The organism is Mongoliitalea lutea, from assembly GCF_014652135.1.
GTDB classification, from domain to species: Bacteria; Bacteroidota; Bacteroidia; order Cytophagales; family Cyclobacteriaceae; genus Mongoliitalea; species Mongoliitalea lutea.
In genome coordinates this window covers 1-17,374 of the sequence record NZ_BMYF01000013.1, presented here as the reverse complement: position 1 = coordinate 17,374, position 17,374 = coordinate 1, and the positions used below count along the sequence as shown (strand labels likewise).

Below are 17,374 nucleotides of genomic sequence, written 5' to 3'. Positions count from 1 at the left end.
CTACCGCTTTTGAGTGGTAGGCTGATTTTAAATTGTAAGGATATTATGCATATAAGACTGTTGTTGGGGTTTTATTTGATGTTTTTTCTATGTTCGACTTTTTCTCTGGAGTCCATGGCCCAGGAAGGTTCTATACTCAGAGGCAAAGTACTCCATAACAAAACCGATGAACCGATCCCTTTTGCCCATGTATATTGGAGTGGATATGAATCTCAAGGGGTGGTCTCAGATGTTTTGGGAGAATTTCAATTGAAATGGGAGTCGAGTGCTGATACCTTGGTGATCTCTCATGTCGGTTATGTGAAGTTGAAATTGGCCAAGAACCAACTCAGATCGGATGGTCGGATTTTTATGGAATCCAAGCAGGTAGAACTCAAGGAATTTCTCTTTTTAGCAGGAGAAAACCCTGCTTTTCCACTATTGAGAAAGGCAATTGCTAACAAAAAGATTAATGATCCTTCTAATCTGAAAAGCTATCGGTATGAGTCTTACGATAAGATGATTTTCACAGTAGATGGGATCAGTGAGGATGGTATTCGACGAACGCGTTTTGACACCTTGTTTGATGGAGGACATTTGTTGGTATCCGAAAGTTTATCCGAAGTTACGTATAGAAAACCAGGCCGAAGACATGAGAAGTTCAAAGCATCTCAGATATCCGGTCTTGAGAGTTTGATGACTGCCCTGGTATCGAGTACGATCCAACCGTTTTCATTTTATGAGGACTATCTTACAGTCTTGGAAGTACCCTATCTCCATCCCTTGACAAGTGATGGCCTTAGAAAATACGATTATTTTTTGGAAGATAGCATTCAATCCAATGGGACAACCTCCTATGTCATCAGCTTTCAGCCTCAAGAGACTAAGGGTTATTTGTTAGGAAGAGGATTTATGACGATTTCCAAACATCACTATGCCCTTGAAAACATCGTGTTTAGTACCACTAATAATCAAAGCAACCTGCAATTCGAACTGCAACAGAAAAACCATTGGGATGGGCAACATTGGTTTCCTGAGCAAATTAACAGCATCTATCTGTTCAAGAATTTTGATATTAATGGCAGTCCCATGAAGTTGGTGAGCCAGAATTTTATATCTGATGTTCGGTTGAATGAAACAATTCCAATGAAAGAAATCTCCAGAGTTGGGTTGATTTATAATATTCAAAATGAGCGATATCCTATGGCCCAATTTCGAAGAGATTCACTGACAGTTGCAGAACTACGTGCTTTTTCCAGATTTGAGGAAATGGATGCGAAAAACCTCCTAAGAGCCCGAAATGTAGTGCGTGTTTTTTCACAACTGTTGACAGGAAGAGTAAGCCTAGGAAAGATAGATGTATTGAGCACCCATTTATTTCGTATCAATCAGTATGAAGGATTGGCCTTGGGAATGGGCCTTGCCACCAATCAAGAGTTTGCTAGGCATTTTGAATTGGATGGATATTTCAGATATGGATTCCGTGATCAAGCTTGGAAGTATGGATTAGGGACAAGCATTCTCTTCCATGATCCGTTTGAATCCCGCATTCGGTTTTCTTACAGTCAGGATATAGCTGAAATCGGAATTAATCCTTTTGTCCGTACCCGAACTTTTGCAACCTCTAGTGATCTGTTCAGGGCTTTTTTGGCCCAAAAGATGGATGCTGTTGAAAAGTATAGCATTGAGTTTTCGCAATTGCCACTCCATCGGTGGAGGTTGGGATTGACAGCAAGTAGTGAAAGCCGAACCCCTCTTTGGACGTCCAATTTGGAGATGCCAGATCTCGAGCGTATGTTTCAGTCGTTTCAAGCTACAGAAGTTGGCTTGAATCTTCGATATGTGGCCAAAGAGCAAACATCCAAGGTAGGCAGGCAAATCATCCCCGGTCCGATTGGCTATCCGGTTTTCAATTTCCATGCTTCGCGTGCCATTCCTGATGTATTAAATGGGACGGCTGATTTTTGGAGATTGGCCTTCAAAACACAGCACCAATGGAGGAAGGGTGTTTCTACCCATCAGCTGAATGTGGAGGGGATGAGTGTTTGGGGGGCGGAGGTTCCGATTTCCTATTTCAATACAGGTTTTGGTATTCAACCACAGGAGCGATCGTTTTCAATTAGTCTTCCGGCATATTTCCAAACTATGCGGATTTATGAGTTCTTTTCCGACAGGGCTATCTATGCGAATTATTCCTATCTAACGGGACCGCTTTTTCAGCATGATTTAAATACCATGTCTATTGCCCCTCAACTCAATTTGGTGCAGGGTTTTGCCATAGGATCCGTAAATCATTCCTTTGGAGAAGAAGCATTTCCTTTTCAGACCATGGAGCAAGGCTATTGGGAGTCGGGAGTTGAGCTCCAAAACCTGATCAAATACCGCTCAGGATTTGGATTTCAGGGGATAGGGATTGGAGCATATTACCGTTGGGGAGCTTATGCCAATCCTACTTTTCAGGAAAATTTATTTGTGAATTTGTCTTTGAGGGTGGCTTTTTGAAAAATTTTTAAAACATTTTCAATAGTTTAGTTGAAAAGTATGTGTTGGTAGCTATTTGCCAATTTAGTTCCATTGGTCTTTGGTTGACAATTTTTCCTACTGAAGAGGTGAGTTTATAATTGGGAAAAACCAGACTTATTTCTTAAAATTGGTAAACTAAGTCTGGTTTTTCCAGACAGATAGATAAGTTGTGGTGCATGATAAAATGACCACCGATTTAAAAAATTCGTATCTTTAAGAAAGACTAAAAATATGGAAACTATTAGAGTTGATATATTGAATCCTAAGGCCAAAGCCCTTTTGAAAGATTTGGCAAATTTGGATTTGATAAGGATTAAGAAAGACAAATCTGAGAATGCTTTTTCTGAAGTATTGAAGAAATTCAAGAGTAAGTCAGATGAAGCCCCAAGTTTAGAAGAAATTACTAAAGAGGTTGAAGCAGTCCGCAAAGCCCGGTATGAAAAATAGAAGGGTAATTCTAGATACTAATCTGTAGATAAGTTTTTTGATCTCCAAAAGACAAAAGGAACTGGATATCCTTCTTGAATCTGGGGCAGTAACACTGATTTTTTCGCAAGAATTGCTTGAAGAGTTTTTAGAGGTTTCTGAAAGGCCCAAATTCAAAAGATTTTTTAAAAAATCAGATATCAAAATGCTATTGACCCAAATTGAAACTTTTGGGGAATTAATAAAGGTGGAATCAAAAATCAATGAATGTAGGGATCCAAAAGATAATTTCTTATTGAGTCTTTCGATTGATGGTAAAGCAGATTTCTTAGTAACAGGAGATTCTGATTTATTAGTATTAGGGAAGATAGAGAAGACAAAAATAGTTTCTTGGACTGAATTCATTTCTCAGGAATAAAAAATCACAGCCTGTCCCGCTTAAGCGGGAACACCACAACACCACCTTGGATACAGCGGGCGGTTCAGAGTTTATAGAAAGTTCAGTACCTTTAAAAAGTCAGGAGTAGGCTGGAAGCGAACGGATCCGAAAGCCCGCCGTCTCCAAGCTGAATCACGTTGGACTCAATTATAAAATGGCAAAGCAAAATCCTTGGATAATCGGAATATTGGGGTTTGGAGTTTTTCTATACCTGGCATGGAATAATTTTGAAATGCCATTTGCTCCATGGACAAAAACCACAGAGGCAAAAGCAGTGATTACAGAAAATGCACTTGGGTATGGTCCGAAAGGAATGGGATTTACCCAAATCATTACGATATCCTATCAGGTTGATGATTCGGTTTATGTTCAGAAGAAAAAACTTTCGCAGAGAATCGATAAAAAGGAAATTGGATCAAAGGTGTTAATAGAATATGCTGTTAAAGATCCAAGCAATATTGAAATCAAAGGTTTTTTGAAACAATGAACTAATATTTTTATCAAAATCCATTATCTTCCTAATATGGAAACAGTTGACTTCAATTCTGAAATAGTGGTTTTCAAACCATCCCAGGGTAGCAATGAATTTGAAATCATATTGGATGGGGAGCATGATACTGTTTGGGTTACCGAGCAGCAGCTTGTTGAATTATTTGGTAAAGCTAGAAGGACAATTGGTGAGCATATCCGAAATATTTACAAAGAAGGAGAATTGGAAAAAGAGTCAACGTGGCGGAATTTCCGCCAAGTTCAAAAAGAAGGGGAAAGAAAAGTAAAAAGGGCAGTTTCAACATACAATTTGGATGTAGTGATCTCAGTTGGATATCGGGTAAAATCACCAGTTGGGATTGAATTTAGAAAATGGGCAACCCAAAGGCTAAAGGATTACTTGGTGAAAGGCTATGCCATCAACAGCGAATTACTGAGCAAGCAAGGTCAAAAAATAATTCAGCTAGAAAATCAGCTTGATATTTTAAGAGAAAGAACCTTCGAATCACAAAGAGTATTGACTGAGGGATTTTTGGATATTATATCAAAGTATTCCAAATCTTTTGAATTACTCAATAGGTATGATTCAGAAGATCTTCAGCTCGATAACCTTTCCAAAGAAATCATTTATGTCATCAACTATGATGATGTCAAGAAAGCCATTCACCAATTAAAGAAGGAATTGGTTCAGAAAGGAGAAGCCGGAGAGCTCTTCGGAAACGAGAAAGATGATTCATTCCAGGGAATATTGGGAAGTATCTCCCAAACGGTGTTTGGAGAATTGGCATATCCAACTATTGAAGAGCAGGCGGCACAGTTGTTATATTCTGTCATCAAAGGACATGCTTTTAGCGATGGAAATAAGAGAATAGGTTCTTTTCTGTTTGTATGGTTCTTAGAGCAGAACAGTTATCATTTGGATGAAAGAGGAGTAAGAAAAATAAATGAAAATACATTGGTAGCATTGGCATTGGCAGTAGCGCAAAGTTTACCTGAGCAAAGGGATTTGATGATTAAACTGATAGTAAACCTATTAAAGAACTAAGTCCAACATCACCTTGGATACAGCGGGCGGTTCCGAGTAAATTGAAAGTTTAGTATCTTTATGAAGTTAGGAGTAGGCTGGAAGTGAACAGTTCCGAATGCCTGCTTTCTCCAAGCTGAATCCCGTTGTGGTGCATTAAAAGAAACCGCTACATTTTTGGAAAATGTTATCTTTTGAGATAACTTTGTGAATACGGTAAGGAAGATCATTTTTTATGAAAACCACTTCATTGAATTTTACCAAGGCCAGAATGATAAGGTTAAAAGTAAGATCCAATATGTATTTGAGCTGATCAAGCAAGTGGATAGGGTACCAGAGAAGTTTCTCAAGCATCTGGCAGGAACTGAAGGGTTATATGAAATAAGAGTTGAGTTTCAATCAAATATTTTCAGGATCTTTTGCTGCTTTGATGAAGGAAGGCTTGTGGTTCTGTTCAACGGTTTTCAAAAAAAGACCCAAAAGACTCCGAAGAATGAATTGGAGAAAGCAGAAAGGTTAATGAAGGAATATTTTCAAACAAAGAAATAAGATCATGAAGGATTATAGCAAAGTCAAAACATTCGATGAGCTGATCGAACTGGAGCACGGAAAAATTGGAAGTGAAAGCAGAAATAAGTATGAAGAAAATGCCCAGATGTTCATCATAAGTGAAATGCTGAAAGAGGCTAGAAAGGAAGCAAACCTGACGCAAGAGCAATTGGCGGAAAAGGTAGGAACAAAGAAAAGCTATATCTCAAAACTTGAAAATGGAAAAGGAAACATCCAGTTGTCAACCTTGATCCGAATTTTTGAACAAGGATTGAATAAAAGAATTGGATTAACTTTTCTTTGATGTGGCAAGAGGAATAACGCACTCTAACATCACCTTGGATACAGCGGGCGGTTCAGAGTAAATTGAAAGTTTGGTATCTTTAAGAAGTTAGGAGTAGGTTGGAAGAGAAGGGCTCCGAATGCGTGCCGTTTCCAAGCTGAATCCCGTTAGCGTTTATAGTAAAACCACCTAGCATCCAAAAGTTTGTTATTTTTAGAAATAACTTTTTTTATGGCCAAAACATCTCAAATAGAAGTAGATAAGAAATCAATTTCCATAATTATTTTCTGAAATTTAAATACCCTACCAAATCAGTCCAAATCCAGTATCCGTTGCTGCCTTGTTAAAGGCAGGGATCTTGACTTCCTGTATAGCTTTTGCCCGATCGTGAAGCTTTTTCATTGATAGGATTGATGATTGTTCTTCCAAATTAGGTGGAAAGTACACGTTTTGCAAGATGAATTTTTAAAAATTCCGCATCCTTACGCTCAATCTTTATCTTATTCCTATATTTGCAAGCAAAGCTTGGCCATGCACAAAAGACTCGTCCTCGATCAGCAACAAATCTCCATCGTTTTGAAGCGTTTTTGCCATCAGTTGATGGAAAATCACGATGATTTTGAGAATACCGTTTTGTTGGGATTGCAGCCAAGAGGGATAGTGGTGTTGGAGCAATTGGTTGCACTCCTAAAAGAAATCGCCCAGATAGATGTTCCTTATGGCTATTTAGACGCTACCTTTCATAGAGATGATTTCCGAAGAAGAGATTTTCCATTGAAAGCCAACGAGACTAAAATCGATTTTTTGATTGAAGGAAAAAAAGTCATTCTCATCGATGATGTACTGTACAAAGGTCGTTCGGTTCGGGCTGCCTTAGACGCCATGATAGCCTTTGGCCGTCCTGCTAAAGTAGAATTGATGGTCTTAGTGGACCGAAAATATACCCGTGATTATCCGATCATGCCCGATTACTGTGGCATCAAAGTAAATACCCTCGAAAGCCAATATGTCTCCGTAGAATGGAGAGAAAAGGGCTTCGAACAAGACGCTATTTGGATTACTGAAAAAGCATAATACTCCCCATGTCACAACTCAGCACTCGACACTTACTTGGAATTAAAAACATCACTGCCGCAGATATTGAATTGATTTTCCAAACAGCGGATAATTTCAAAGAAGTGCTCAACAGGCCAATCAAGAAAGTGCCTTCTCTGAGAGATATTACCATTGCCAATATTTTTTTCGAAAACTCTACCCGAACCCGATTATCATTTGAATTGGCTGAAAAGCGTCTTTCAGCGGATGTGATCAATTTTTCTTCTTCCAATTCCTCTGTCAAAAAAGGGGAAACCCTCATCGATACCGTCAACAATATCCTTTCCATGAAAGTGGACATGGTGGTGATGCGGCATGCCAGTGTAGGTGCACCTCATTTCCTTTCCAAGCATATCCAAGCAAATATTGTCAATGCAGGTGACGGAACACATGAACACCCAACCCAGGCCTTATTGGATGCCTTCTCCATACGTGAGAAATTGGGAGATGTAGCCGGGAAAAAAATTGCCATCATCGGGGATATCCTTCATAGCCGCGTTGCACTTTCCAATATCTTTTGTCTGCAAAAATTGGGTGCGGAAGTGATGGTTTGTGGTCCGATTACACTAATCCCTAAGCATATTGAAAGCTTGGGGGTAAAGGTAGAACAGGATGTCATGAAAGCCTTGCGCTGGTGCGATGTGGCCAATGTGCTGCGGATTCAATTGGAACGTCAGCAAATCAAGTATTTTCCTTCCTTGCGTGAATATTCCCTCTACTTTGGGATTAACAAACGAATGTTGGAAAGCCTGGATAAAGAAATCGTGGTCATGCACCCAGGTCCTATCAATCGAGGTGTGGAGTTAAGTTCCGATGCGGCGGACAGCGGTCAATCCATCATTCTTCAGCAGGTTGAAAATGGGGTGGCGATTCGTATGGCTGTGTTGTATTTGCTTGCAGGAGGAAAATAAAAAAAGCCCCAAAACAACTAGTTGGGGCGGGGGGGGACTAGCAACCTCTCTTCGATAAACTTATGATAATATATTTTTATTGACCCAATCCATTTCTTCCTGACGGACGGTATGGTCGTAATCTTCGAAAATCAACACCTTAACATCCCCCGCAGCTTGTTTGATCAGCTCTTCGGAAGCTTCAATACGTAAGACAGGTACATGTGGATCTTTGAAACCTGAGCCAATAAATACCGGGGTACCATCAAAACTGCCGGAATACTTCTCTGGTCTGATATTTTCTCCGATGAGTCCGCCTGTAAAGGCAATAACTGCACCGTATTTTTTGGCATGTTGGGTGGCGTATTCTAAGGCTAAGCATGCACCTTGAGAAAATCCTATGAAATAGATCTGTTCAGAGCTAAAACCTTTGCTTTCCAAATCCTGAACTATGCCATGAATGGTTTGTATGGATTGAGAAAAAGAGGGTTCATTGCTTTGGTCAGGAGCCATAAAGCTGTACGGGTACCAAGTGTTTCCAGGAGCTTGAGGGGCGATTTGGGCAAACTCATCTAAGTTTAGAACTTGATTCAGGCTTAGGATGCTTTGCGCTGTACCACCTCTGCCATGAATCATGATGGCAACTTTAGTAGCGTGTTGTAAGTCTTTTCCAGCTTGAAATATCTTAGACATAGCTAGTTGGGTTAAGTGAAATGGGTGTCAAATTTTTCTCGATTTTTTCACGATGAGGTTCCGCCCAGTCAGGAAGTTTCAATAATTCTCCTAAGTGTGCTTCTTCTTCATCGATAGCGAAACCAGGTTCGTCGGTAGCAATTTCAAATAATACACCTCCCGGTTCTCTGAAGTAAATGGAGCGGAAGTAATTTCTGTCCTTGATTTCAGTGACTTGATACCCATTGTTCCATAAGATATTTTGGATTTCAGTTTGAGTATCGTGGTTGGCGGTACGGAAGGCGATGTGGTGGACTGTACCAGCACTTTGGATTCCTTGTCGACCATTCTTATCCAAGACTATGTCTACAATATCACCTGGTTCACCTTTAGTCCCGTAGCGGAATCGGCCATTTTCTTCACCTATGAACTGATAATCCATATGTTTGGTGAGTAATTTTTCTGTTAGCTCTTTAGCTTTCAGGTTTAGAGTAGCACCAAAGAAGCCTTTAATGGAAAATTCAGCTGGAATATGGCCATAAGTCCAACCTGTTCTGCTATCGCGGTCATTCGCAATTAATTCGATTCCCATGCCATCATGATCCTCAAAACGGATTAGTTCATCTCCAAAGCGTGTAAGCACATCGGAAATAGTAATTCCGAAGCTTTTCAATCGCTTTTGCCAATAGGATAGTGCTGCTGTAGGGATTGAGAAAGCAGTGTAAGTCATTTCTCCTGTACCCTTGGTGCCTTTGCGTGCACCGTGGAATGGAAATGTTGTGAACACTGTTCCAGGACTGCCCCACTGATCTCCAAAATAGAAGTGGTAGACATCCGGAGCATCAAAGTTGATGGTTTTCTTTACCATGCGAAGTCCTAAGATTCCCGTGTAAAAGTCCACGTTTTCCTGAGCATTTCCCGCAATCGCTGTAATGTGATGAATTCCTGTGATGAGTGCCATAATTTTTGGGACTGGTAATTTTGTGGTAATAGTTGGTTTTGCTATAAGTTAGGGTGGTTCTTATAGGTGAATTCACCCTAACTTAGTTGTATTTTACTGCTTTACTAATTGTACGCTCAAGATTATTCTCACTTGGTCAGAAACTACTACGCTTCCAGCTTCAGTTACTGCGTTCCAGGTCAAACCGAATTCTTTTCTGGATACTTTTCCTTCGATTTCGAAACCAGCCTTGATGTTACCGTATGGATCACCAGCGATACCACCGAAATCAACATCCAATTCTACTTGTTTGGTAGTACCTCTCATTGTCAAGTCACCTACCAATTTATCTCCATTTAATGTACCTGTGAAGGACAATTTTGGATGATTTTCTGCATCGAAGAAATCAGCAGATTTCAAGTGGTTATCTCTATCAGACTGATTGGTGTCAATGCTGTTGATATCAGCAGAGAAAGAAACTGTTGCGCCGTTGAAATCGCTATCAGAAGCTGTTTCAGCACCACCTTCGAATGATTTGAAATATCCTGTTACAGTAGAGATTACCAAGTGTTTTACTTTGAAAGATACCTCGGAATGTGTTGGGTCAATTGACCATTTTGTTGATGTACTCATTGTTTGTTGATTTTATGTGTGTTAAATAATTTGTTATACATTAAATGTCTATACATATGAATGGGTAAATTTTTTACCCTCGTAGCTTATCCAATAGCTCATTCAGTACATTGATTTCCTGCTCATCCAACTGAACCAATTCTCTATTGAGTGAATAAATTGCGTTCTCCAAAGCTCCCAATACTTCCAAACCTTTATCAGTAATGCTAATGTCTACTTGTCTTCTATCGGTTGGACATTCCTCTCTTATCACCAAGCCTTTCTGCTTTAACTTTTCAACTAGCCTACTGGCGTTAGACATTTTGTTGAGCATGCGATCTTGAATGGAGGAAACCGTAATTGGGTTGCCATTTTGTCCTCTCAATATCCGCAACACATTGTATTGCTCTGGAGAAAGCCCAAAAGGCTTAAATAATGCACTTTGCTTCGCTACAATGTGCCCATGCGTAAACAACAAGTTGACCACCGCTTTGTTGTAGGGGTCTTTAAATTCTTTTTGCTTGATTGCTTCTTCTAATTTCATGGGGATACACTTACAATTGAATTCAATGTATATACATCAAATGTCATTGAATTGTTCGCGAACGTAGGTATTTATTTTAATTGTGACCATAAGTAACTGAAAACCAATTAAAAAAAATATTATCTTTTTTGTTCAGCTAGCCATTCTGAAATGAGTTTTGTGACTTCATCAGGTTTTTCTATACAGGAAGAGTGTCCTGCGCCGGGTATCATATGTAGCACTGCGTTAGGAATGGACATTTGGATGAATTTGGCTTTCTCAGGTTTGGTAGCCACATCCTCATCGCCCACGACTACCATTGTTGGAGATTTGATGCTTCGGATTTCTTCTTCAACCCCTTTACGGTAAATGACCGCCTCTACAGACTTGGTGATTGATTTCTTGTTTGATTGCAGTTCCTTGATCCAGTAATTATAGGCGTCTTTGTTTTTAGGATTCTCTAACCAGCTTTGAGCAAACATTATGGGCATCACCTTTTTTGCCACGAAGGATACTACTCCTACGTATTTGACTATGCCGTTGAGGAACTTGTATTTGGGGAGGTTTTCTACGGGTTCAGGATTGGCAGAAGTCTCCAACAATATGAGGCTTTTAACCTTGTCAGGATAGCGGGCTGCCAAACGCATGCCCACAAATCCACCCATAGACAAGCCCACAAAATGAACTGCTTGACAGGCCACCTTATCAATCAATTCCAAGGCATCCTGCGTCAGTAAATCCATATCATAAGTTCCGGGGCTCACTTCCGACTGTCCCTGCCCTCTATGGTCGTATGCAATGACGGTATACTGCTTTTTCAAGACATCTACTTGTGCCTGAAACATTTTATGACTCCACAACAAGCCATGTGAAAACACAATGACTTCTTTTCCTTCTCCTTCTTTGATGTAAAATAGCTTGGTGTTGTTGAGTTGTATGTGTGGCATGTGGGCTAGTGTTTAAGTGAGTAGTTAGCAGTGTAGTGATTGGTGGCTGAGCAGAGTCGTAGCTGCGGGGTCAACGGTCCACTGTCAACTGTCCACGGTACGATTCTGGTTGAAATACGGTTATTCTTTTTTATTTACTGAATCAATAGTTAATATTGTTTGAAAATTCATCATTCGACATTTGACATTCATCATTCGGAATTTAATTCGCCCTTAATACTTCAATCCCCCTAGAGGATTGCAAATCCTCCTTATCTCTAGTTCGAGATTACAAATCTCGAACAGCGTAGTTACTTCCCCTTCCATACCTTTTGGTCAAGATTGCAAATTCTGAGTAGGCCCTGCCCTAAAAGGGCAAAACAACAGTAACCATGGGTCTCGACCCGTGGCCGAAAGCATCAATACCTTAAGGTCTGCCCTGACGGGGCAGTATATTGATTTATACTCTAGAGAGCGTTAGTACAAGCCCTTTAGGCTTGATGATTAATCTACATCGATAGACCATGGGTTTTTAGAACCCATGGTTATTGTTTTGTAACCCTTTACAGGGTTTGAGGTCAAAGCGATGAAAGTCTTATCTCTAGCATCTCGCTTCTCTTACCCGAATTAATAGTTATCGTTAGTAGAAAATTCATCATTCGGCGTCCGACATTCATCATTCGAAATTTAATTCTCCCTTAATACTTCAATCCCCCTAGAGGATTGCAAATCCTCCTTATCTCTAGTTCGAGATTACAAATCTCGAACAGCGTAGTGATTGGTGGCTGAGCGGAGTCGAAGCCATCGTTGGTAGGTCAACAGTCGACTGTTCCCTACACGCCCGGAGTCTATGGTCTAATGTCTAGCCTCTCGCTTCTCTAACCCGAATCCCTACTTGGTTCTTTGTACTTAGTACTTGGTACACCACTCATCCAGTATTCCTAATTTCACTCCCATTCCAGCCCTGGCTGTTTCAGTTTCCTGCTTTCTTCCCGGGCTTTGTGTTGGTTTACTATTGTACGGGCATCTTCGAGGAGTTGTTTGGCATCGTAGACGATTCCGTCTTTGACCGTGTATTTTACGCCCCCAACTCGGATGGGTTCATTAGTATCGTCAATGCGTATGGCGCCAGTGCCGTAAAGGACTTTTATGTTTTGAAGGGGGTTCTCTTCTAAGATGACAAAGTCAGCCAATTTGCCCACTTCAACGCTTCCCAAATCTTTCTCCATTCCTAAAGCTTCTGCAGCATGTAAGGTAGCAGCTCGAAGCACTTCCAATGGATGGAAGCCTGCTTCTCTCAATAATTCCAATTCTCGGATGAAAGCAAAGCCATATAACTGATAGATAAAGCCGGAATCGGAACCAGCAGTTACGCGACCTCCTCTATTTTTGTATTCATTGACAAAAGTCATCCAAAGTCGGTAATTCTCTTTCCATTGGATTTCTTCCTCGGTAGTCCAATCAAACCAATAGGAACCGTGAGATTCCCTACTCGGCTGATAAAATCTCCAAAGAGATGGGAGGGTATATTCTTCGTGCCATTCAGCGCGACGTGCACGCATCAGGTCCCTATTGGCCTCGTAAATATTGAAGGTAGGGTCAAGGGTAAAATCCAAGTCCAATAGTTCCTGCATCACTTTATTCCAATGCTCAGAATAGGGTGGAGCGGCTTGTTTCCAGAGTTTTCCAGCTTCCGCAAATCTATGCTGTTCGTTTTGGTAATTGTAATCCAGTCTGTAGTCCTGAATGGTTCGATCGGCAAATAAGGCTTCGGGTAGTCCGTACCAATGTTCCATGGTCGTCAGTCCTGCCCGTGCAGAATGCAGCACATTCCATCTAGCTACATCCATTTGTGCATGGTGCATGGCCGAGCGCAAACCCAAGCGCTTGTTTTCTTCCAAGGCGGCTTGCATGACTTCCGGCTTTGCTCCAAAAAATTTCACTCCATCAGCGCCTTTTTTAGCATTTTCTTGAACCCAGGTTTTTGCTTCTGCTGCATTGCTGATGCTCTTTTCACTTCCTTGACCAAAGACAGTGTAAGCCAATATTCTAGGAGCAGTGATGCTGTTGTTTGCGGATTTTTTCTTGTGGTCTAAGACCCAGTTCAGTCCATTACTGGCCGCAGGGTCTCTTACGGTAGTGATGCCATGGGCCATCCAAAGCTTGAAGACATATTCGGCAGGAGTCCCTTGACCTGTGCCGCCGATATGTCCGTGCATATCAATCAAGCCTGGCAATAAATAGTGCCCATCCAACTCCATGACTTTGTCTCCGGGACCTGCTTGGGGACGACGATTTTCTTTGATGGGTAGACCAGGATATCCCACCACATGCACACCCGTGATGCGGTTTTGTTCTACCACAATATCCACCGGGCCAATGGGTGGTGCACCCGTCCCATCAATCATGATGACTGAGCGCAAAATCAATCGGGTAAATGGACCATTGCCTTCCTTGCGGTCAGGGGAAGGCATGATTTGGGAGATGCCTAAAAAGCTATACAGGCATGCACCCACTAGTAGGGCTATGAATTTCCGAAGCATAGATACGTTGATGATTGACGTTTCAACTTACCGAAATTCCAGCGCATAAAAAAACCGATTATCCTTTTTCAGAGATAATCGGTTATCAAAATAGTTAATGGATTAAAGGTTAGTTGTCGGAACTTTCCATCAACTCATAGCCTTGAAGGATTCCTTTTTCTGTGGCAGGCACACCCCTTACCATCCAAGAAGGCATAGGGGCGTCTTTGAGGTAGTGGTCAAAGAATTGCATCATGCGCTTTTGGAAGTCGATTCGGTTTTGTCTCTTGACCGGCCAATGTGGTTCGCCATTGTAATTCAACATCCAAGTTGGCTTGTTCAATCTACGCATGGCTACGTACATTTCGATTCCTTGGTACCAAGGTACATGGCCATCAGCATCATTATGCATAAGCAAAAGTGGAGTTTCGATCTTATCTGCATAGAACAAAGGAGAGTTTTCTATGTAGCGTGTGGGGTTTTCCCAAATGCTTACACCTAGTCTAGACTGGGTTTTTTCATATTGGAATGCTCTTGCTAAGCCTGTTTCCCAACGAATACCACCATAGGCACTTGTCATGTTTGCCACGATAGCACCTGCTTCCGCAGCAGCAAACATATTGGATTTGGTCAGGATGTAAGCTGTCTGATAACCGGACCAGCTGTGGCCTTGGAGACCAACTTTTTTAGGATCCACAAATCCTTGCTGAATCAAACTGGTAACTCCTGGAAGAATGGCGTTTAATGCGCTTTCCCCTGGAAAACCGATTTTATAGACTACATCTGGGACAAATACCAAATAGTCGTTGCTGACATACATGGTGCGGTGTACCGCCGATCGGATGGGTTCTGGCTTGTGGTGGTTATGCAAGGTGTTGGAAAACCGCTCGTAGTAGAACACGACCATCGGGTATTTTTTATTTGGGTCGAAGTTTTCAGGCTTATACAAGATTCCTTCCAGCTCAATATTGTCCAAGGAAAGCCACTTCACCAATTCGGCTGTTCCCCAGCGGTACTTACTTTGCTGCGGATTGGCAGTGGTCACTTTTCTAGCTTTTGCGAAGTTGGTTTCCGCCACATGTAAGTCAGGGAATTCTTGAAAATTCTCTTTGGTGTAGAGCAAGACGTCAGCCTCTTTGGCCTTCGCTATTAGATTGTAGCGATGTCCGGATTTTACCAATTGCTGAGGGATAGTAGTTCCAGGTCTTAGGGTAGCGAAACCTGCGTCTTTATTTTTTTCATCAAATAATGAAAGGGTCAATGCTTTACTAAGGTCAATGAATCGCTCTTCATCGTCCAGTTTTTCGTAACGATAGACCAATTGGTTTTCACGACCATTGTTGGTTAGCCTTTTTGGTGATTTATTGCCCAGGGGATCAAACTTCCAGATATCATAGCGGTCGTAAATCAAGATGCTCTCTTCATTTACAGTCCATCCGGCCAAATTATAGCTTGATGGATACTCCGGCGAGTCATTCAATTCATCGCTAAAGGTTACCGGTAACCCTTTGGTTAGGTTGGTGGTTTTGCCACTTTTGATATGGTAGGTGTACCAAGCACTATCCGGGCTGCTATACCAATACACAAATCCTGCATCCGGAGAAAGACGGGCATTCCCTTTGATTTTTTGTGCGATCTGCTTGGCGCTTCCATTATTCATGTTCACTAAGTAGAGATCATTGAAGGAGGAAATGTCCCAAGTTCGGAGCATTCGGTAGGCTCGATCGTCGATGCCTAAGACAAATTCGGCTTTTCTTTCCTCGTCCAAACGGATATCAGCGATTTCTTCAGAACCCAATTGCGTAAGCTTATTTGCCGCCAGATCTACTACGGCCAGGTAGCTTTTTCTTCGCTCCCGAGGTAGACGTACATTTTGCTCAGTGTAGATATAGTCATCTTGCCAATGCCAAACTTCCACGTTGACGATTTCCTCTGGGAGTAAAGTGGTGTCCTGTACGATAGGAGGAGGGTTTGTGCCTAGAAAAAGACGCTTTCCATCTTTGGAGAAGGAAGGGTTGTAATTCGGAGAAATCAACCAATTGGTAGGTACACCTGCGGTTTTCGCATCTGCCAGTACGGAGGCTTTGGCCTGACCTTTTTTCCAATACATCAGTTGCGGACTTCGGATGAGTGCTTTGGTGGTATCAGTATCTGCGATAAAAGCTACCTGCTCGCCTGCCTCGTCAAAACTCAAGTAGTTGATTTTGTATTTGGAGTGTCCTTCCATCAGAAGGGATGCAGTTTGGGAACTTAGGTCCTGCACATAGACTCCAGCTTGTTTTTCTCCAGTAGCCGAACTGTAGTATAGCAGTGAGGTTCCCTGTTCGTCAAACTGGTAATCCTTCACATAAGGAATGGACTGCTCTTGTCCTGTTGCAAGGTTGACTACTATCAGCGTAAACCCATTTTCATCGGAGACTTTTTTTGGTTTTTCCTGGCCTTCTCCATTTTCAGGCATTTTTTCGGAGAGGTAGGCCAACCATCCGCCTGCCTTGGAGGGGATTTTATAGGATTTTACATCTGCAATTTTTCTGACCTGTTGAGTTTGGAAATTGAAAATCCCCAAAGAGTCTTTAGGCATTTCTTCCTTTTTCTTTTTGATACGCCGGTAGTGGGTAAGACTATCTTTTTGAGCTTTGATCAGGAAAATGGCATGTTGACTATCCGCAGTCAAGGAGATATTGCTAGCTCTATCGATACTTACCTCAGTGTTTATGGCTAAGTTTTGAAAGACTACTTTACCATCTCCATCTTCTGGATTCAAGGTGTAGGCCAAATGTTGTCCATTCGGTGTGAGCTGACGGAAGGTGATGCTTTTCCATTCATCGTAGGCGGCCTCTGTCAAGGCTTCTTTGACTACTGGGGCTGCTGCTCTCCGCTGCGCAAAAGCAACCTGACTCAGCAATACTAGCCCGATAATTACAAATTTTTTCATAAACAGATGATTCAAATTGATGCTCTTCTACCATCAAATATTCAAACAAAAGAGAACAAGGCCAATAGGAATGGGATGAAGGGTGGATTTTCTTTTAGAAGCGAGAGGCAAGTGAAGGATGAAGGATGAGGGAGGAAGGATGAACTGATGATATATGCTAGCGCGAAATAAAGTTGAAATATGCCTTCGGCGATATATATGGTTTGGAGTAGATAAGAGAATTGTCCTTAAAAAAAGTATAAAGTATTTTCCCGAGGAGATGAGTTCATGTCTATCATGTCTACGACACATCTCCTGAGATATGATTGGTAATCAACGGGTTGAATCCTATTGATAAAATGTCAGTCGCTCCGATGGAGCTGCCAGAAGGTTTATAGCATGATAATTTGAAACGAAAATGATATTGACAGGGAATAAATAGCAATTACATATGGCTTGGCGGCTCCTATGTTGAAAAACAAGCAAACTGGCAAAAATTTCGCATAGGTTTCTCATAACTTTCCTTTTTTCTCTTAAATGCATTCTCAGTTTTGGTAGTCTCGTTGTC

The 17,374-nt window shown here is 41.4% G+C and carries 16 protein-coding genes; 9 read left to right on the top strand and 7 right to left on the bottom strand.

All coding sequences use genetic code 11. The features are described 5' to 3' along the window. Positions 1–45: 45 nt before the first annotated feature. From IE080_RS11260 to IE080_RS11220, 9 genes are all read left to right on the top strand, one after another. Positions 46–2,481, top strand: a complete 2,436-nt coding sequence (locus IE080_RS11260) for a DUF5686 family protein (RefSeq protein ID WP_189582281.1) — start codon at positions 46–48, stop codon at positions 2,479–2,481. Positions 2,482–2,733: 252 nt separating this feature from the next. After that, positions 2,734–2,949, top strand: coding sequence for a hypothetical protein (locus IE080_RS11255; RefSeq protein ID WP_189582278.1), 216 nt, complete (start codon positions 2,734–2,736; stop codon positions 2,947–2,949). A 37-nt stretch (positions 2,950–2,986) separates the two neighbouring features. Next, complete coding sequence (locus tag IE080_RS11250; RefSeq protein WP_229800599.1) at positions 2,987–3,346, top strand: putative toxin-antitoxin system toxin component, PIN family; 360 nt, start codon at positions 2,987–2,989, stop codon at positions 3,344–3,346. 175 nt (positions 3,347–3,521) lie between these two features. Next, entirely contained in the window at positions 3,522–3,854 is a 333-nt protein-coding gene (locus IE080_RS11245; RefSeq protein WP_189582276.1) for a hypothetical protein, read from the top strand. A 36-nt stretch (positions 3,855–3,890) separates the two neighbouring features. After that, positions 3,891–4,901 (top strand): virulence RhuM family protein/type II toxin-antitoxin system death-on-curing family toxin, encoded by a 1,011-nt coding sequence (locus IE080_RS11240; RefSeq protein WP_189582273.1) that lies wholly within the window; start codon positions 3,891–3,893, stop codon positions 4,899–4,901. A gap of 186 nt (positions 4,902–5,087) precedes the next feature. Next, positions 5,088–5,429, top strand: coding sequence for a type II toxin-antitoxin system RelE/ParE family toxin (locus IE080_RS11235; protein ID WP_189582270.1), 342 nt, complete (start codon positions 5,088–5,090; stop codon positions 5,427–5,429). 4 nt (positions 5,430–5,433) lie between these two features. Further along, complete coding sequence (locus IE080_RS11230) at positions 5,434–5,733, top strand: helix-turn-helix domain-containing protein (protein WP_189582267.1); 300 nt, start codon at positions 5,434–5,436, stop codon at positions 5,731–5,733. Positions 5,734–6,243: 510 nt separating this feature from the next. Further along, positions 6,244–6,786 (top strand): bifunctional pyr operon transcriptional regulator/uracil phosphoribosyltransferase PyrR, encoded by a 543-nt coding sequence (gene pyrR / locus IE080_RS11225; RefSeq protein ID WP_189582264.1) that lies wholly within the window; start codon positions 6,244–6,246, stop codon positions 6,784–6,786. A gap of 8 nt (positions 6,787–6,794) precedes the next feature. After that, on the top strand, positions 6,795–7,718 hold the full coding sequence (locus IE080_RS11220) for an aspartate carbamoyltransferase catalytic subunit (protein ID WP_189582261.1): 924 nt from the start codon (positions 6,795–6,797) through the stop codon (positions 7,716–7,718). A gap of 60 nt (positions 7,719–7,778) precedes the next feature. On the opposite strand, the gene IE080_RS11215 is transcribed toward IE080_RS11220, so the two are convergent. The 7 genes from IE080_RS11215 to IE080_RS11185 all read right to left on the bottom strand — a co-directional run bounded on the left by IE080_RS11215 (position 7,779) and on the right by IE080_RS11185 (position 16,827). Beyond that, positions 7,779–8,390: an alpha/beta hydrolase gene (locus IE080_RS11215; protein ID WP_189582258.1), complete on the bottom strand. Its 612-nt coding sequence runs from the start codon at positions 8,388–8,390 to the stop codon at positions 7,779–7,781. Next, positions 8,383–9,333 carry a ring-cleaving dioxygenase gene (locus IE080_RS11210; protein WP_189582545.1) on the bottom strand — a complete coding sequence of 317 codons (951 nt, stop codon included), beginning with the start codon at positions 9,331–9,333 and terminating at the stop codon, positions 8,383–8,385. The genes IE080_RS11215 and IE080_RS11210 overlap by 8 nt, the downstream gene beginning before the upstream one ends. A gap of 90 nt (positions 9,334–9,423) precedes the next feature. Continuing rightward, the gene (locus tag IE080_RS11205) at positions 9,424–9,942 is read right to left on the bottom strand and encodes a YceI family protein (RefSeq protein WP_189582255.1); all 519 of its coding nucleotides are present in this window, start codon (positions 9,940–9,942) and stop codon (positions 9,424–9,426) included. A 73-nt stretch (positions 9,943–10,015) separates the two neighbouring features. After that, on the bottom strand, positions 10,016–10,465 hold the full coding sequence (locus IE080_RS11200) for a MarR family winged helix-turn-helix transcriptional regulator (protein WP_189582252.1): 450 nt from the start codon (positions 10,463–10,465) through the stop codon (positions 10,016–10,018). Positions 10,466–10,584: 119 nt separating this feature from the next. Continuing rightward, entirely contained in the window at positions 10,585–11,391 is an 807-nt protein-coding gene (locus IE080_RS11195; protein WP_189582249.1) for an alpha/beta fold hydrolase, read from the bottom strand. 926 nt (positions 11,392–12,317) lie between these two features. Continuing rightward, complete coding sequence (locus IE080_RS11190) at positions 12,318–13,913, bottom strand: amidohydrolase family protein (RefSeq protein WP_189582246.1); 1,596 nt, start codon at positions 13,911–13,913, stop codon at positions 12,318–12,320. Positions 13,914–14,022: 109 nt separating this feature from the next. Further along, entirely contained in the window at positions 14,023–16,827 is a 2,805-nt protein-coding gene (locus IE080_RS11185) for a S9 family peptidase (RefSeq protein ID WP_189582243.1), read from the bottom strand. Positions 16,828–17,374 lie beyond the last annotated feature (547 nt).